The 14,893-nt window shown below is 65.3% G+C and carries 16 protein-coding genes and 1 riboswitch; of the genes, 3 read left to right on the forward strand and 13 right to left on the reverse strand.

Annotation, left to right across the window (positions count from 1 at the left end):
* Nucleotides 1–458 (reverse strand): DUF222 domain-containing protein (locus E3O11_RS12080; RefSeq protein ID WP_134495549.1); only part of this gene is annotated, 458 nt, incomplete at its 3' end.
* A gap of 57 nt (nucleotides 459–515) precedes the next feature.
* Entirely contained in the window at nucleotides 516–818 is a 303-nt protein-coding gene (locus E3O11_RS12085) for a hypothetical protein (RefSeq protein ID WP_139226639.1), read from the reverse strand.
* A gap of 347 nt (nucleotides 819–1,165) precedes the next feature.
* Here E3O11_RS12085 and E3O11_RS12090 point away from each other — a divergent pair, with 347 nt between their 5' ends.
* Nucleotides 1,166–1,480: an MraY family glycosyltransferase gene (locus E3O11_RS12090; RefSeq protein ID WP_092449170.1), complete on the forward strand. Its 315-nt coding sequence runs from the start codon at nucleotides 1,166–1,168 to the stop codon at nucleotides 1,478–1,480.
* Nucleotides 1,481–1,771: 291 nt separating this feature from the next.
* On the opposite strand, the gene E3O11_RS12095 is transcribed toward E3O11_RS12090, so the two are convergent.
* Entirely contained in the window at nucleotides 1,772–3,157 is a 1,386-nt protein-coding gene (locus tag E3O11_RS12095; protein WP_092449169.1) for a DUF2079 domain-containing protein, read from the reverse strand.
* A gap of 273 nt (nucleotides 3,158–3,430) precedes the next feature.
* On the opposite strand from E3O11_RS12095, the gene E3O11_RS12100 reads away from it, so the two are divergent.
* Nucleotides 3,431–3,610: a hypothetical protein gene (locus E3O11_RS12100; RefSeq protein ID WP_134476790.1), complete on the forward strand. Its 180-nt coding sequence runs from the start codon at nucleotides 3,431–3,433 to the stop codon at nucleotides 3,608–3,610.
* Nucleotides 3,611–3,773: 163 nt separating this feature from the next.
* On the opposite strand, the gene moeB is transcribed toward E3O11_RS12100, so the two are convergent.
* The 4 genes from moeB to thiO are packed head-to-tail and all read right to left on the reverse strand — an operon-like array spanning nucleotide 3,774 to nucleotide 7,256.
* Nucleotides 3,774–4,946, reverse strand: a complete 1,173-nt coding sequence (moeB, locus tag E3O11_RS12105; protein ID WP_092449168.1) for a molybdopterin-synthase adenylyltransferase MoeB — start codon at nucleotides 4,944–4,946, stop codon at nucleotides 3,774–3,776.
* Nucleotides 4,943–5,734, reverse strand: coding sequence for a thiazole synthase (locus tag E3O11_RS12110; protein WP_277871281.1), 792 nt, complete (start codon nucleotides 5,732–5,734; stop codon nucleotides 4,943–4,945). Before E3O11_RS12110 ends, moeB begins: the two co-directional genes overlap by 4 nt.
* Nucleotides 5,735–5,736: 2 nt before the next feature.
* Nucleotides 5,737–6,006 carry a sulfur carrier protein ThiS gene (gene thiS / locus E3O11_RS12115; protein ID WP_241994712.1) on the reverse strand — a complete coding sequence of 90 codons (270 nt, stop codon included), beginning with the start codon at nucleotides 6,004–6,006 and terminating at the stop codon, nucleotides 5,737–5,739.
* Nucleotides 6,003–7,256 carry a glycine oxidase ThiO gene (gene thiO / locus E3O11_RS12120; RefSeq protein ID WP_092449196.1) on the reverse strand — a complete coding sequence of 418 codons (1,254 nt, stop codon included), beginning with the start codon at nucleotides 7,254–7,256 and terminating at the stop codon, nucleotides 6,003–6,005. The genes thiS and thiO overlap by 4 nt, the downstream gene beginning before the upstream one ends.
* A 61-nt stretch (nucleotides 7,257–7,317) precedes the next feature.
* On the opposite strand from thiO, the gene thiE reads away from it, so the two are divergent.
* On the forward strand, nucleotides 7,318–7,962 hold the full coding sequence (thiE, locus tag E3O11_RS12125; protein ID WP_092449166.1) for a thiamine phosphate synthase: 645 nt from the start codon (nucleotides 7,318–7,320) through the stop codon (nucleotides 7,960–7,962).
* A gap of 34 nt (nucleotides 7,963–7,996) precedes the next feature.
* Here the strand turns inward: thiE and E3O11_RS12130 are convergent, their stop codons facing one another.
* The 6 genes from E3O11_RS12130 to E3O11_RS12155 form a co-directional block, all read right to left on the reverse strand.
* The gene (locus tag E3O11_RS12130) at nucleotides 7,997–9,538 is read right to left on the reverse strand and encodes a bifunctional hydroxymethylpyrimidine kinase/phosphomethylpyrimidine kinase (RefSeq protein ID WP_166787575.1); all 1,542 of its coding nucleotides are present in this window, start codon (nucleotides 9,536–9,538) and stop codon (nucleotides 7,997–7,999) included.
* Nucleotides 9,521–9,620: riboswitch (TPP riboswitch) on the reverse strand. Its footprint overlaps the gene before it by 18 nt.
* Nucleotides 9,621–9,692: 72 nt before the next feature.
* Nucleotides 9,693–11,126, reverse strand: a complete 1,434-nt coding sequence (locus E3O11_RS12135; protein WP_092449164.1) for a dihydrolipoamide acetyltransferase family protein — start codon at nucleotides 11,124–11,126, stop codon at nucleotides 9,693–9,695.
* Nucleotides 11,126–12,145 carry an alpha-ketoacid dehydrogenase subunit beta gene (locus E3O11_RS12140; protein WP_092449163.1) on the reverse strand — a complete coding sequence of 340 codons (1,020 nt, stop codon included), beginning with the start codon at nucleotides 12,143–12,145 and terminating at the stop codon, nucleotides 11,126–11,128. Before E3O11_RS12140 ends, E3O11_RS12135 begins: the two co-directional genes overlap by 1 nt.
* A complete protein-coding gene (pdhA, locus tag E3O11_RS12145) occupies nucleotides 12,142–13,284 on the reverse strand; it encodes a pyruvate dehydrogenase (acetyl-transferring) E1 component subunit alpha (RefSeq protein ID WP_092449162.1) in 1,143 nt (380 codons plus the stop codon). Before pdhA ends, E3O11_RS12140 begins: the two co-directional genes overlap by 4 nt.
* A 109-nt stretch (nucleotides 13,285–13,393) precedes the next feature.
* The gene (locus E3O11_RS12150; RefSeq protein ID WP_092449161.1) at nucleotides 13,394–13,882 is read right to left on the reverse strand and encodes an Lrp/AsnC family transcriptional regulator; all 489 of its coding nucleotides are present in this window, start codon (nucleotides 13,880–13,882) and stop codon (nucleotides 13,394–13,396) included.
* Nucleotides 13,883–13,889: 7 nt separating this feature from the next.
* Entirely contained in the window at nucleotides 13,890–14,708 is an 819-nt protein-coding gene (locus tag E3O11_RS12155) for an oxygenase MpaB family protein (RefSeq protein ID WP_241994713.1), read from the reverse strand.
* Between the last annotated feature and the right edge of the window lie 185 nt (nucleotides 14,709–14,893).

The raw sequence follows: 14,893 nt of genomic DNA on the forward strand, positions 1-14,893 counted from the left end.
ATGGGGGTGCGGGATCGCGCCGACAGGTAGGTGTCGAAGAGGGTGTCCATAACACCGCGGAGTTCGGCGGTGACGTCGGCGCGCAGCGGGTAGAGCCCGTTGCGGAGCACGCCGAACGTCAGTGTGCTCTTTGCCTCCACGACATCGTCGCCCGGGGCGGCGCCGTCGGGGTCGAGCCGCCCCTGCCACTCCATCGCCTGCGCCCGCAGCATGTCGGGAGCGAAGCGGATGCCCGCGCCCGGCAGCCCCGCAGTTTCCGGCGTGATCGCTCCAGTCGCCGACGCGACCAAAGCGCGTTCGACGCGGTCGAGGTCGTCCGGACCAACCCGGCCCTGCAATGCGGTCAGGGCGGTGGCGATGATCTCCGCCGATTCCACCCCGAGGTCGCCGCTGACGAGCCCGTCGGCGATGACCGAGTACCGGGCGGGGACGGGCAGGCCAAGAGGCGTGAGCTCCACCGTGGTCTCGCCGAGCTTCAGGCGACGTTTGGCCTCACGGCCGGAGATGCCGGCGAGCTAGGTGATGAACTCGACCCGGTCGCGGCATCCGTTCTTGTAGGCCAACGAGCCGTTGCCGAGGTCAGTTTCGGCACGCGCACCAATGTCGGTGGTCGACCGCAGCCTTGCCCCATCAACCTTGCGACCCAGCCTCTCCAGGGCTGCCAATACCGCGACCGCCTCGGAGTCGTCGAGCTGACCAAACCGCACCCCGTCCAACGCTCCCGCCAGAATCGCACCGGCCTGGTCAATCACCGCCACCCGAGAACCTTCAGGCTCCGGGATCGAACCGGCTGCTGCTGGCGGGGCGGTGAGGGTCATGGCGTCGGCGCCTCCTTCATCCATAATTATAACCCGAAAAGTACATTCACGCGAGAGAATCTCACTTTATTTTGACAAAAGATCGGAAATATTTCTGACTTGTCAAGTGCAACTGCCGATCATGTTGCGCTACGCCCGCTGGGCGATTCCCCGAGGCTGTAACTGGCCGCATAAGCGGGTGAATTGCTACGTCACTCGGCGGAGCAACCATTCACGCGCTTTCGCGAGCTGGAGCTGGCAATCAGGCAGGCCGGAGTAACCGGCCCGTCCGTGATTGGACCGGATGAGTGCGAGGGCGGACGTCTCGGCCCGCACGTGATCGGGGGAGCTCGAAAGTTCCCTGGACCATGATGGTGACGAGTCCGGTCGTGGCCGTTATCGGCGGATTGGTCATGCTGGGCGGGGTCGTCGCCGTGATCGCTCTGCTCGGTGATGACGCGCAAGACTCGTCAACAGCCGTCCTGACCGCCGTGATCCTCGGTGTGATCCTGATGTTCACACTGGGCTTTGTGCAGGTTCGGGTGAGCGTCGACCGACGGGGGCTGCGCGTGGTGTCGCGGCTCCTGGGCATCCGTTTGAAGCAGGTGCCGCTCGATCAGGTGGAATCAGCGTTCGCCGAGACCCTAAGCCCGCTGCGGTCGGGCGGCTGGGGCTACCGCTGACGAGCGGGCGGACGGCCGTGGTGATGAAGGGCGGCCGGCCCTCGTGGCCAACCTACGTCGCGGCAACCAGTTCGCCGTGACGGTCGACCACCCGGAATCCGCAGCCGCGCTGCTGACGGCACTCGGCGACGGGAACCCGCCCACAATCTGCAGGCTGGGCCTACCTTAGGGAAGTGGGTCCATGATCCATCATGGGCCCACTTTCCGGGCCCGGGCCCAAAGAGACCGGGCCCCGAACAGATAGGCCCCAAAGAGACCGGGCCCCGAACAGGGTCGGCCACGCCAGCAGGATCAGTGAGCGCGGGCGACCTCGTAGCCGCCGCCGGAGTAGATCGTCGTGAAGCCGACTCCGGGATGCAGGGCCTCGGCGACGACCTGCGCAGACGTCCATTCGCCGGGCAGGCCGCCCGTCTGACGGTCGATCACCAGATAGTCGGGGAGCGGATTCTGGTTGCCGAGCCAGTAGACATCCGTTCGTTCCACCAGGTAATTCATCAGCCCGATATCAGATTCGACCCGGGCGCCGTCGGGCACAACGGAGAGGGCGGCCTGCGCGGAAGCGGCGCGATCCGTCGAAAAATTGGCCGACACATTCGTCAGCTTGAACAGCGGCAGCGTCGTCGCGAGCACCAGACCGGCGACGATCGAAACGGATGCCGCCCGCCGCCCGAAACCGCGCAGCCAGCCCCGCCGACTGATGCGCACGAGCACAATGCCATCGAGCGCGGCGGCGAACACGATGGGCATGAGCACGGCGCTGTACTGCCAGGTTGGACCCCAGTAGCCCGAGTTATCGGACAGAAACCGCCAGGCCAGCGTCGGCAGCAGCACGAGGGCGAGCGGCGAGCGCACCGCAATCACGCCGCCGACCACGAGAAGCAGCAGCAGCGTCATCCCCTTCTGCGGCTGCAGCAACGCGGCCGGATCGCTGAGAATAGCGGGCAGGTCGATGCTGTTCGAGTAGGCCCAGGCACCGTTCGGATTGAGCAGCGGCAGAATCACGAGGCTCGCGAGCGCAAACCAGCCGATACCCCAGACGGCGAGCCACACGCCAAACGGATGTCGGCTGCGCACGGCCAGCACGATGCCGAGGGCGGCAACGGTGAGGCCGAGGTCCTCCTTGACGAACACGAGCGGCATCGCCCAGAGCAGGCAGGCCACCCACTTGCGCAGCAGAAACGCGGTCAGCGACAGCGCGAGGAGCGGCACGGCGAACGCGATCTCGTGAAACTGCGCCTCCACCGCGCCCTGCAGGCCCCAGCTGAAGGCGAAAGCCAGCCCGAACAGCGTGCCGGTCACCGGCCCGAGCAATCGCATCGCGCCGTAGGTCAGGGCCGCAGCGGCGAGACCGAACAGCGCATTCTGCACGACCAGCAGCGTGAAGGAGTGCGGAAAGATCGCGAAAATCGGGGCGAGCAGCACCAGGAGCGGATGAAAGTGGTCACCCAGCAGATTGAATCCGTCGCCCTTGATTGTCACAATTGGAGCCTCGAGCCCGGCATACTGCCGGGCCAGCTGGGTGAAGATTCCGAGGTCCCAGGACGGAGCGGCGAAACTGCGCCACTGCAGCGCCGACAACACGGTGTAGGCAGCGGTCGCCACGAGTCCGACGGCCGCTGGCAGCAGAATGGGCCGCCGCGTGCTTGGCCGAACCGGTCCCACGCGCGATCCCCTCATTCGTCAACGCTAACGCACCGGCAACCGGCACCGCCTTCTGCACCCGCACCAGCTCGGCGCCCGCGTAGCGCCGTCAGCGCCGTCAGCACCGTCGCCCCCACCGGTGCCCGCGCCCCGATGGCAGCGACGCGGCGTCCAGACCGGGCCGGTGCGCGCCGCGGCATCCGGGTAACTGAGGTTTTGTCGCAGCACGGGACCTTTGGCACTGTTTCGGGGCCGGGGCGCGGAGCAGACTAAGGGCGTGCAGCCGACAACAACACCTCTGGAGATCGTATGACCATGACTTGCCCCTTCTGCCGGTCCCCAGCCCGGCTCAGCGCGAATCCGGCCCACGCCGAGCGCACCTCGCTCCCGGTCTACCTGCTCAAATGCTCGGGATGCGACCACACGAGTGTGCGCGTCTCTCCGGTTCGCGGCGCGTTCGCGTCCCGCGCCGCCTCGGTCAGCGCCTGAGGTTATGACTCTCGCTGGGGAATCCGATCCTCAGCGAGCGCAGCCGCACGCTGCCCCCAAATCGTGCTTTCCCGGCCCCTACACCGGCGAGTGGCAAAGATAACACCTTCGCATCCCCCTGCGAAGGTGTTTTCTTTGCGTTCGACCGCCCCGGTGGCTTCGTTCAGGTCGGCAGTACCGTTGCGATCTCCCGCACCCACGCGTCGATACCACCCTCGACCTGCCACACTCGGTCGTAGCCATGGCTATGCAGCTTGGCCAGAACGGCAGCCGAGCGGGCACCCGCCTTGCAGTGCACCACGATATCGCGGTCCCGCGAGAGAGACGAAAGTGCCTCCCCCGAGAGGATTCCGCCCTGCGGAATGAGCAGCGCCCCGGCAATATGCACGATGTCGAATTCCCCGGGTTCCCGCACGTCAATGAGGTCGAAGTCACGCGCGCCGCGCTTCCGGCTTTCGAGCATAGCCGCGAGTTCGTGCACGGAGATCGCGTCGTCGACCTGATTCGATGCGGGCATTGTTTCGCAGAATACGTCGTAATCGATCAACTCTGTGACTGGTTTATTGGCGGGGTCGCGTGCAATGGCGAGTTCGCGCCACGACGCGTCAAACGCGTTGAAGAGCACGACCCGTCCCAGAAGCGTGCGGCCGACTCCGGTGATCAATTTCACGGCTTCGGCGACCATCGTTGAGCCGATCGTTCCGCAGAGCATCCCGAACACTCCGCCTTCTGCGCAGTTGGGCACGGAGCCCGCCGGTGGGGCTTCTGGATACAGGTCGCGGTAGGTGGGGCCGTGCTCATTCCAGAACAGGCTGACCTGCCCGTCGAAACGCAGGATGGATCCCCAGACACAGGGCTTGCCGAGCATCGCGGCGGCATCACTGACCAGATAGCGAGTGGCGAAATTATCGGCACCGTCAACGATCAGGTCGTACTGGGCGAATAAGTCCAGAGCGTTCGCCGAGTCAAGCCAAACATCGTGCCGGTGAATCGACACGAGTGGGTTGAGCTGGGCTACCGCCGCGGCAGCGGACTCAAGTTTCGAGTGACCGAGGTCTGCAACACCGTGGATAATCTGACGCTGCAGGTTGCTCAGGTCCACGGTGTCATTGTCGATAACACCCAGGGTACCCACCCCCGCAGCCGCCAGGTAGAGCAGTACCGGTGAACCGAGACCGCCGGCGCCAATCACCAGCACCCGCGCATTCTTCAACCGTCGTTGGCCGACAATACCCATTTCGGGAATGAGAATGTGGCGCGAGTACCGCTGGAGTTCCGCGGCAGTTAGCTCGTCGCCCGGTTCGACGAGCGGTGCTAAGAGTGTCACGTCACTCATAGGTCGGGCCTCCCGTTCATCGTCGATGAAGCCAAGGCGAGTTCACGCTTCGGAATCCGGCCAGCCTGGGACGCCAGTCGACCCGCAATTACCGCATGTTTGAAGGCTTCGCCCATGAGTGCCGGGTTCTGCGCGCGCGTCACCGCCGTGGCCAGGAGCACGGCATCGCAGCCCAGCTCCATCGCGAGCGCAGCGTCGGATGCGGTGCCGATTCCAGCATCCAGCACCACGGGAACGCCGGCACGAGAAACGATCAGCTCGATATTGTGCGGATTGAGGATGCCGAGCCCGGTGCCGATCGGAGCCCCAAGTGGCATCACGGCGACGGCACCGAGATGCTCAAGGCGAAGGGCCAGCACGGGATCGTCATTTGTGTAGGCGAAAACCTTGAAGCCGCGCGCGACAAGCTGTTCGGTCGCGTCCAGCAGTTCGACCGCATCGGGAAGGAGGGTGTGCTCATCGGCGATGACCTCAAGTTTGATCCAGTCGGTCTCGAGGGCTTCCCGCGCCAGCTGTGCGGTCAAGACGGCTTCGCGCGCGGTAAAGCAGCCAGCGGTATTGGGCAGTACCCGAATGGAGCGATCGACCAGAAGATCGAACAGCGATCCGGCCGTCGTCACGCTGTGACGCCGCATTGCGACGGTGGTGAGCTCGGTTCCGGAGGCGTGAAGGGCCGCGCCGAGGCCCTCGAGGCTCGGTGCGCCGCCGGTACCCATGATTAGACGTGAATTCAACTGCACGCCGTCGATCACCAGGCTGTCAGTGATTGTGAGTGGTTCGGTTTCCACGGTCAACCTCCCTGAACTGCGGTGACAATTTCAATGTCATCGCCGGCCGTGAGCACGGTGCCCGACCATTGGCTGCGTGGAACGACTTCACGGTTGCGTGCAACTGCCACGCCGAGACCTTGTTTGTCGGTCGCATGGCCATCCGCTGCGATGTGGCGACCGGTGATCTCGGCGACCAGGTCGGTCACGGTGCTGCCGCGCCGAACATTTTGTTCTGTGCCGTTGACGGTGATCGCGCTGGCAGGTACATAAATGGGCCTGGATTCGGTCACGAGCTGACAACTCCTTGTAGGGAAACGGATGCTGACGGTCGGGTTGCAGAGAAACGGTGGGGCCGAAAGCGCTCCCACCGCTGGTCGGCACTTCCCTCGATGAGCTGAAGACAGTAATGGGCAGCTACCGGGGTGAGCAGTACGCCGTGGCGGAAAAATCCGGTGGCGATGATAAGCCCGGGGATGTCGCTGCCTGGTGTTTCCCTACCGGTTCGCGAGACCCGGCCAAGCAGTGGCGCGTTATCGGGAGTTCCTGGACGAGCGCGAGCGGTTACTTCGATCAGCTCGAGCTCCCTGACCGCCGGCAGCAACACCTGGGCGTCACGCAATAGCTGATAGACGCCACCAGCCGACACCGCAGTGGAGCCGTCTTCGCGTTGGGTGGCTCCGATCACGACCGTTCCGTCCGATCGTGGAACCAAATAGACCGGCACGCCGTGCACCAGCCCGCGGAGCGTGCAGGTGAGCAACGGCCGAAGGTGCGCCGGCACCCGAAGCCGTAGAATATCGCCGTAAACCGGTCGAAGTGGCATGGTTAGTCGCTCTGGTAGCCCGTTCAACATGGCCGCCGCGAGGCCATTGGCCACAACTACTTCGGCGGCACTGACCGTTCCGCCATCAGCCAGGGCGACACCGGTGACGCGAGATGAGGCATCCGCGGAATCGTCGTGCAATAGCCCCATGGCATTCACCCGGATCAGGGCGTCGTGGCCCCACCGGCGGCTTTTCGCGAGCGTGGCAAGTGCGAGTTGGATGCGCTCGGCGAGCCGGCGCGGGTCGACCTGATGATCCTGCTCCACCATGAAGGCACCGGAAACGTGAGGGCTCAGAAGCGGTTCAAGCACGCGCGCCGCGCGAATGGTCAGCGGGTCGACGGCTAGCCCGTTGGCGAGCTGCACCCCACGCAGGTCGGCCAGCGCTTGCCGGTCGGCCGAATCAGCGCCAACAGTCATGGTGTGAGTTCTCTGATACCCGGTTAGGTGATGCTCGGGCCCCAGTGATTCGATGAACGCCGGATACAGCGCCGAGGAGGCGAGCATGAGCTCGAGCAACACCTCTTCTTGGTAGTGCAATTCGCTCACCGCCGCGAGCATTCCGGCCGCAGCGTACGTTGCGCCGCCGGCGGGGTCCGGATCGATGACGACCACCGTGCGGCCGGAGTGCGCAACAGCCCAGGCAATGCCGAGCCCGATAATGCCACCGCCGATCACGGCGACGTCGACCGTGCGGTTCACGACTCGTTCATTCATGGTGCGCACCGTTTTTCTGCGCTGGCACGGACGCTCGAACTTGGCCCATAGGGTTGGTCGCATGGACCAGACAAAAGCCCGGCTGTATCTCTGCACCGATGCCCGGAAGGATCGTGGCGATTTCGCTGACTTCGTGGCGGCGGCGTTCGCTGGTGGGGTCGACATTATTCAGCTTCGCGACAAAAATATCGACGCCGCCGAGGAGCTCGAATATCTCGAAATTCTGCGCTCGGTTGCCGACCAGCACGCACGACTCTGGGCCGTCAACGATCGGGCGGATATTGGCAGCCTGACGGGCGCTCCGGTATTTCATGTAGGCCAGACAGACCTGCCGGTGGCCTCCGCTCGCACCCTGCTCGGCCCGGCCGCCGTGATCGGCCTGTCCACACACACTACCGAACACGTGGATGCAGCACTGGCCGCGAACGATCTTAACTATTTTTGCGTCGGCCCAGTCTGGGCCACACCGACAAAACCCGGTCGAGCGGCGGTCGGAACGCTGCTTCTGCGTTACGCGGCCGCCCGCAGCGCAGCCACCGACAGCGAGCTGCCATGGTTTGCCATCGGCGGCATCGACCTCAGCAACATCAACCAAGTCGTCGATGCTGGCGCGACTCGAGTGGTTGTGGTGCGCGCGATCACCGACGCCAACGACCCGACGGATGCCGCGCAGCGACTTCTGGCCAGCCTGCCCGCGCTGGGCTGATACCGCACACAGTACCGAGTTTGGCGTGGTCATCTCAGGCCAACACAGAATGCCGAGGGGCGTCGAAGAAGTCGAGCTCAAACCGTGACGAGGTGGCAAACGCCTGGCGCATCGCCGAGCGTTGCGCGGCAGAGGCCGTCGCCGCAGCGGCGTCGGTGAGCGCGATGACTTCCCTCGTGGCCGCGGCGAATTCTTCATCGGCATAGGTCTGGAGCCACGCGGCATATGGATGCACTGCTGTTTCGGTGCGCGCCAGAAAGTCGGTGTGCAGCCGCTCACCGACATCCGCATAGAGCCAAAAACAGGGCAACAGCGCGGCCAGAAGCACCGCATAGTTTCCGCCCTCAGCAAGCCCGAGCAAGTGATCCAGGTAGCCAGCCGTTACCGGGCCGGCCTCGGACGACACGTCCCGTTGCCCCAGCCAGTTTCTGTGCAATTCCAGCTCAACGTCGCGGCACCGTCGTGCCGAATCGGCCAGAAACCGCTGTGCGTGTATGCTCGGCGCGATCTCACTGGCGCGCGCAAGAACGCGCGGGTAAGTGGCGAGGTAGAGCGCGTCCTGAGCGAGGTAATACGCAAAATCTCGCTCGGCCAGAACCCCAGTACCGAGATCCTTAATGAACGGCAGATCGAAGATCTGCGTGCGAATCTGCTCGACATCGCGCCACAGTGTCGCACTGAACTTCACCGAATCAGCTGGTGTGGCCGACTCGACCGACGCGCCTGCGAACAGCCGATGAAAGTGATGGATCGGGCCATGGCCCTGACCGACCTTGAGGTCGTCGGCATGGGTCAGAGCATCCTGAAGCCAGTCTTTGACCTCGGCCAGAGACGCAGCCCAGTCCCCGGTTCGCGCCTGTACCGTGGCCATTGCCGAGGAGAGCGAGCATCCGGTGCCGTGGGTATTCTTGGTGGCGATGCGCGGCGAAGCAAACTCGACAACGCTCTGTGCCAGCAGCCCGTGGGTGTTGACCAGGGCGTCAGGGCAGATGGTTTCGTCGAAATGACCCCCCTTCACCAACACGGTTACTCCGGTGCGGGCTGATAGTCGTTTGCCCTGCTCGATGGCCGCAGCCCAGTTTGCCGCTGTGGGTTCTGCGAGCAGAACGGCCAGCTCGGGAACGTTGGGTGTGACGAGATCGGCGAGGGGGATCAGATCACGCAGCGCCTGCTCCGCTTGGGGTTCGAGCAGCCGGTGACCACTCGTTGCCACCATCACCGGGTCGAGCACGACGAGCGGAGGACGGTGGGCATTGAGCCAGGAACGCACCTCGTGAATCACGTCGATTTCGGCGAGCATGCCGATCTTCACGGCATCGATGGTCACGTCATCGCTCACGGCGTTCAATTGCTGGCGCAGAAACGCGACCGGCGGGGTGTGCACCGAGCGCACCCCGCGTGTGTTCTGCGCGACCAGAGCTGTTACTACTGCCATGCCGTACCCGCCGTTGGCCGCGATGCTTTTCAAATCGGCGTGGATGCCGGCACCGCCGGTCGGGTCGGTGCCGGCGATACTGAGAATCCGAGGCGTGGTGCGCGGCGTGATATTCGAGGTCTGATCAGTCATCCGTGACATTCCTTCGCTAGTGCTAACTAGACAGGTTCAACGGGTATTCATCTCAGCTCGCGCATTGTGCGGAGCACCCCGTGTCACTCAGCAGCCTATACGCCAACAAACATCACTCAGTAACCGATGCCAGAATCGTGGGCGTTCAGGACACGCCCCGAGCTCACAGGTCGGCGAGCAGGCTCACCGGGTTTTCAATGCAGCCGGCCACATAGGTGAGAAACCCGGCGGCCGTTCCGCCGTCGCAGACCCGATGGTCGAACACCATGGAGAGTTCTACGACGGTGCGAACCGCGAGTGCGTGTTCGACCACCCACGGCCGCTCGATCATGCGCCCAATGCCGAGAATGGCCGCTTCGGGATGGTTGATGATCGCGGCCGAACCGTCGACGCCGAGCGATCCGAAGTTGTTGAGGGTGAAGGTTCCCCCGGTCAGCGCGCTCGGCGAGAAGGTGCCGTCGGGCGACTGTGCGACCAGCGCGGCGAGGGCATCGCGCAGCTGTCGCGTACTCATCGCGTGGGCACGGTGGATGACGGGAACCATCAGCCCGCGTGAGGTCTGCGCCGCAATGCCGAGGTTGATGGCTCCGTGCTGGAGAATCTCCTGGCTCGCGGTGTCGACCGAGGAATTGAGCACCGGATACCGGCGCAGCCCGGCCACCACGAAGCGCGCGATGAGCGCCGTCACGCTGAACCGCTCATCCGTCGCCGCGAGCAGCTGGTCCCGCGCGGTGAACAGGGCGGTCGCGTCGACGTCGAGCCAGATCGTCGCCTCGGGAATCTCCCGACGCGACGTGGTCAGCCGCTGCGACACGACTTTGCGCAGGCCGGTGATGGGAATGCGAATATCCGCACTCGCCGCGTCGACAGTGCTGGGCGGCGTCGCAATACCCACATCGACTGCCACCTCGACAGCCACATCGACAGCCACGGCCGGAGCGGTGAGCGCGCGAATGTGTTCCTCGACGTCGCTGCGCAGCACCAGACCGTCGTGCCCGCTCCCGGCCAGCGCGCTCGCGTCGAACCCGTTCTCGCGCGCCAGCCGGCGCACGATCGGAGACACGACGGGGGAGTGGCGGATCGGGTCGACCGTGCTGGACGAATCGATGGCTGCAGAAACGGATGCCGCCACCTCGGCGGGGCGCTCGGCCAGCGCAACGGCGACGGGCGGCGTCGATGCAGCCGGTGCCGGGGCATCCGCTGCCCGCGGGGTGCCGAACCGCCCGGCGGCTACCTTGCGCGCCGGCCGGGTGCTTTCGGTCGTGCCGTAGCCGACCAGAACGGCTCCGGAGCCTTCGACCGCCACGACGGTCGCCGCGGCGTCCGGAACGTCGACAACACCGGCTGAAGCGTCATCAGTCGCGTCGGTCACGGTCAGCAGCACCTGCCCGGCATGAATGACCTGGCCGGGCTCGCCGAACAGGCTTGCCACGACGCCGCCGTAGGGCGACGGCAGCTCCACGATCGACTTGGCCGATTCAACCTCGACCACGGCCTGGTCGATGGCGATCGTATCGCCGGGAGCGACCAGCCAGGCCACGATCTCGGCCTCGGTCAGTCCTTCACCGAGGTCGGGCAGCAGAAACTCGCGGCTCATCAGGACCACTCCCAGGTCGACAGCGCGGCGAGGATTCGGTCGGGGGTCGGCAAGAAATACTCCTCGAGCTTGGGTGACGGGTACGGAATGTCGAAGCCGGTGATGCGCAGAATGGGCGCGGCCAGATAGAAGAAGTTGCGCTCGGTCAGGCGAGCGGCCACCTCAGCGCCGTAACCGCCGAACTGGGCGGCCTCGTGCACGATCGCGGCCCGGCCGGTCTTTCGAACTGATGCCCCCACCGTCTCGTCATCAAACGGCGACAGCGTGCGCAGGTCGATGGCCTCGATCGAGAGCCCCTCAGCCGCGCCCTGTTCGGCCGTCGCGAGGGCGGTCTTCACAGTCGGACCGTAGGCGATGAGCGTGACATCGCTGCCCTCCCGTAGCACGACGGCCCGGTTCAGCGGCTCGGTCTGCACCGGCAGGGAAAGCTCCGCTTTGTTCCAGTAGCGACTCTTCGGCTCCATGAAAATCACCGGGTCGTCGCTCGCGATGGCGCCCCGCAGCATGGAATAGGCGTCGGCCGGGTTCGACGGGCTCACCACGGTCAGCCCGGGCGTCGCCGTCCAATACGCCTCGGAGGAGTCGGAGTGATGCTCGACGCCGCCGATATCGCCAGCGTAGGGAATGCGAATGACGATCGGCAGCGAAATCTTGCCGCGCGTACGGTTGCGCATCTTCGCCACGTGCGACACTATCTGCTGGAATGCTGGGTAGCTGAACGCGTCGAACTGCATCTCGACCACCGGGCGCAGGCCGTACATCGCCATGCCGATCGCCGTTCCGACGATGCCGGCCTCGGCCAGCGGCGAGTCGCTCACCCGGGTCTCGCCGAATTCGGCGTATAAGCCGTCGGTGACCCGGAACACGCCGCCGAGCGGCCCGACGTCTTCGCCGAACAGCACGACCGTCGGATCGTCGACCATGGCGTCGCGAATGGCCGCGTTGAGGGCGGCGGCCATGGTCAGGTTGTCCGGAGCGCGCACAGCTGTTCCGGTCTCGAGGGTCTGCTGGGGGCTCATCGGGTGCTCTCTTCGTATTCACCAGCGGATGCGTCGGCGTCGCCGTCGAGTTCGGCCGCCAGAAAGGCGCGTTGCTCGGCCAGGGCGGAGCGGGGAGTGGCGTAGACGTGCTCGAACAGCTCGAGCGGATCGACCACCGCCTGCTCCGTCATGCACTCGCGGGTCGTCGCTGCGAGCGCCTCCGCGGCCGCAGCGACGGAAGCGCGCTCTTCCTCGGACAACGCCCCCTGGGCAATGAGGTACTTCTCCAGGCGTTCGATCGGGTCGCGGCTGCGCCACAGGTCGACGTCGGCGGTTTTGCGGTAGCGGGTGGGGTCATCCGAGTTGGTGTGCGCCTCGATGCGGTAGGTGAGGCCCTCGATCAGGGTCGGGCCGCCGCCGCTGCGGGCTCGGTTGACCGCCGCCGAGATGACCGCGAACATGGCCGCGACGTCGTTGCCGTCAACGTAGAAGCCGGGCATGCCGTAGCCGATCGCTTTGTCGGCGATGGTGCGGCAGGCCATCTGCTTATCCAGGGGCACGCTGATCGCGAATTGATTGTTCTGCACCACGAAGACGACGGGGGCCTGCCAGACTGCGGCAAAGTTGAACGCCTCGTGAGCGTCACCCTCGCTCGTGGCTCCGTCGCCGAGCAGGGTGAGCGCCACGGTGTCGTCACGTTTGAGCTTGGCCGCGGTGGCGAGGCCCACGGCGTGCAGCGCCTGGGTGGCGAGCGGGGTGGCCTGCGGGGCGATGCGATGCTGTTGATAGTCGTAACCGCTGTGCCAGTCGCCGCGGAACGAGGCGAGAATATCCTTCGGCTCGACGCCGCGGGTGAGCAGCGCGATGCTGTCCCGGTAGGTCGGAAACAGCCAGTCCTGCGGCGAGAGCGCGGCGACGGCGGCGATCTCGCAGGCTTCCTGGCCGAGCGCGGATGGGTAGGTGGCGAGGCGACCTTGCCGGGTGAGGGCGGTGACCTGCACGTCGAACCGGCGGGCCACGACCATCTGCCGGTAGAGGCCGAGCAGCGTCTCGACCGGGGGAAGGACGAATCCGCCGCTCTCGGTGCCCGGAACGGCGTTCCACGAATCATCGATCAACCGCAGGGGTGGGGGTGCCAGCACGGCCGTCAGCGGCGTGCTCTCGACATTGAGGCTCATGAGCCAATGGTGCGCCCTTTTCGCAGGCCTGGCCGCGCTTTTTCGCAGTTGTGAACGATTGGCCGATCATCCGCCAGACGGCGACCAATCGGCATGGTTGAGTCCTGAATCAGTGCCAGGCGTCCGGAGTCGTGCCGGGTGCGTGCCCGATGATCTCGTCGAGAATGAGGTGGGACCGGGTCGAGATCACCCCCGGCATGGTGTGGATATCGCGCAGAATGGCCTGGCTGAGCTGCTCATGGTCGGGAGCGCTCACCGTGAGAATGATGTCGATGTCGCCGCTCACGGCCTGCGCCTTCTCCACGAACGGCAGTTCGGCGAGCTGCGCGGCAATTGCGCCCCAGGCGACGTCGCCGATTTTCACGACTACGAGCGCGGACACGTTGAGCCCGAGTGCCTTACGGTCGGTTTCGGCACCGAAGCCGGTGATCACGCCGTGGCTGATCAGCTTCTGCACCCGGGTGTGGGCGGCGGTGCGGGAGATGTGCACCTGCAGGGCCAGCTGGCGCATCGAGAGTCGACCGTCCCGGCTGAGCTCGGCGATAATCTGGCGATCGGTGCTGTCGAGTCCGGGGTGGGGAGTCTGCGGCTGCGTCATTGGACTCTCACACTACCGGCGCGGGCGCGGCCGCCGTGGATTCGCGCTGACCGGATTTGCGCAGCACGCGCAGATAGTGATTCTTGGGCCAGTGGCGCAGTGCCAGCGGCAGGCGGGGATAAATCAAGCGGATGCCGCCCAGCACGCGATCAAAGCGCCGCTCGTGCCGCTCGGTCCAGGGAAGTTCGAACAGTACGCGAACGTGGGGCGGCAGCAGTCCGGCGGTCATCAGCCGGGCCAGCGGCAGAGCGGTCCGATACCAGAACGGAGCCGACCGCGAGTGCAACAGCTCGTGCGCGACCGCGCGGGTGGCGGCATCCGTTGTCAGCAGCTGCAGCTGCTCGTTCCAATACCGGCGAAAGGCGGCGCGATCTGTCGGCCATAGTTCCGGCGGCACTTGCAGTGACGTGCCGAGCCGGGCGTATTCGCTATAGACGGTATCGGCGATGTCGTCGTCGAGCGGGCCGTAGATCAAAGCGTGCAGGTGGGTGGCCGATTCATAGAGCGTCGCGGCAACCCAGAGCTGCAATTCGGGGGTGAACGCGTTGTACTCGGGGGTCGTGCCGACCGAATGCACGGGAACGTGCGCGTGATTGACCCGCGCGGCCATCGCAGCGGCCAGGTCGGCCTCGCCGAAGACGGTGGCGTAGACGTAGCTGAGCGTGCCGCTCAGCCGGGCGAGTGGCGTGGCGGCGAAATGGCTGTGATCGGCCACGCCGTGCCCGATGGCCGGATTCGCCAGCTGCAGCAGGATGGCCCGGCCTCCGGCGGCGATCAGCAGGCTCTCACCCGCTACCCCCCGCATGCTTGGTGCGCGTGCGCTCACAGCAACCTCCCATTAAACACGCAGAACCTCGTGACAGGGTGAGCCTATTCGGTCGGACTGAGTGTAGGTCCCGTCTGAACGCCCGAACAGGGGAAGATGAATACTTGTCTTCTGGGGAATATGTGCATCTTCTATGCGCTTGCATGTATCCGAGGGCGACAATTCCTGGGCCCACACACTTGAGG

Source organism: Cryobacterium levicorallinum (assembly GCF_004402405.1).
Classification (GTDB): domain Bacteria; phylum Actinomycetota; class Actinomycetes; order Actinomycetales; family Microbacteriaceae; genus Cryobacterium; species Cryobacterium levicorallinum.

Bases quoted from the DNA above. Each gene is read 5' to 3' on its own strand.
- moeB (WP_092449168.1), bottom strand. From the start codon at position 4,946: ATGAGTGACGTGACACTCTTAGCACCGCTCGTCGAACCGGGCGACGAG.
- E3O11_RS12130 (WP_166787575.1), bottom strand. From the start codon at position 9,538: ATGTCACGGATGACTGATCAGACCTCGAATATCACGCCGCGCACCACG.
- E3O11_RS12140 (WP_092449163.1), bottom strand. From the start codon at position 12,145: ATGAGCCCCCAGCAGACCCTCGAGACCGGAACAGCTGTGCGCGCTCCG.
- E3O11_RS12085 (WP_139226639.1), bottom strand. From the start codon at position 818: ATGACCCTCACCGCCCCGCCAGCAGCAGCCGGTTCGATCCCGGAGCCT.
- E3O11_RS12100 (WP_134476790.1), top strand. From the start codon at position 3,431: ATGACCATGACTTGCCCCTTCTGCCGGTCCCCAGCCCGGCTCAGCGCG.
- E3O11_RS12135 (WP_092449164.1), bottom strand. From the start codon at position 11,126: ATGAGCCGCGAGTTTCTGCTGCCCGACCTCGGTGAAGGACTGACCGAG.
- thiE (WP_092449166.1), top strand. From the start codon at position 7,318: ATGGACCAGACAAAAGCCCGGCTGTATCTCTGCACCGATGCCCGGAAG.
- thiO (WP_092449196.1), bottom strand. From the start codon at position 7,256: ATGAATGAACGAGTCGTGAACCGCACGGTCGACGTCGCCGTGATCGGC.
- E3O11_RS12090 (WP_092449170.1), top strand. From the start codon at position 1,166: ATGATGGTGACGAGTCCGGTCGTGGCCGTTATCGGCGGATTGGTCATG.
- pdhA (WP_092449162.1), bottom strand. From the start codon at position 13,284: ATGAGCCTCAATGTCGAGAGCACGCCGCTGACGGCCGTGCTGGCACCC.
- E3O11_RS12150 (WP_092449161.1), bottom strand. From the start codon at position 13,882: ATGACGCAGCCGCAGACTCCCCACCCCGGACTCGACAGCACCGATCGC.
- E3O11_RS12095 (WP_092449169.1), bottom strand. From the start codon at position 3,157: ATGAGGGGATCGCGCGTGGGACCGGTTCGGCCAAGCACGCGGCGGCCC.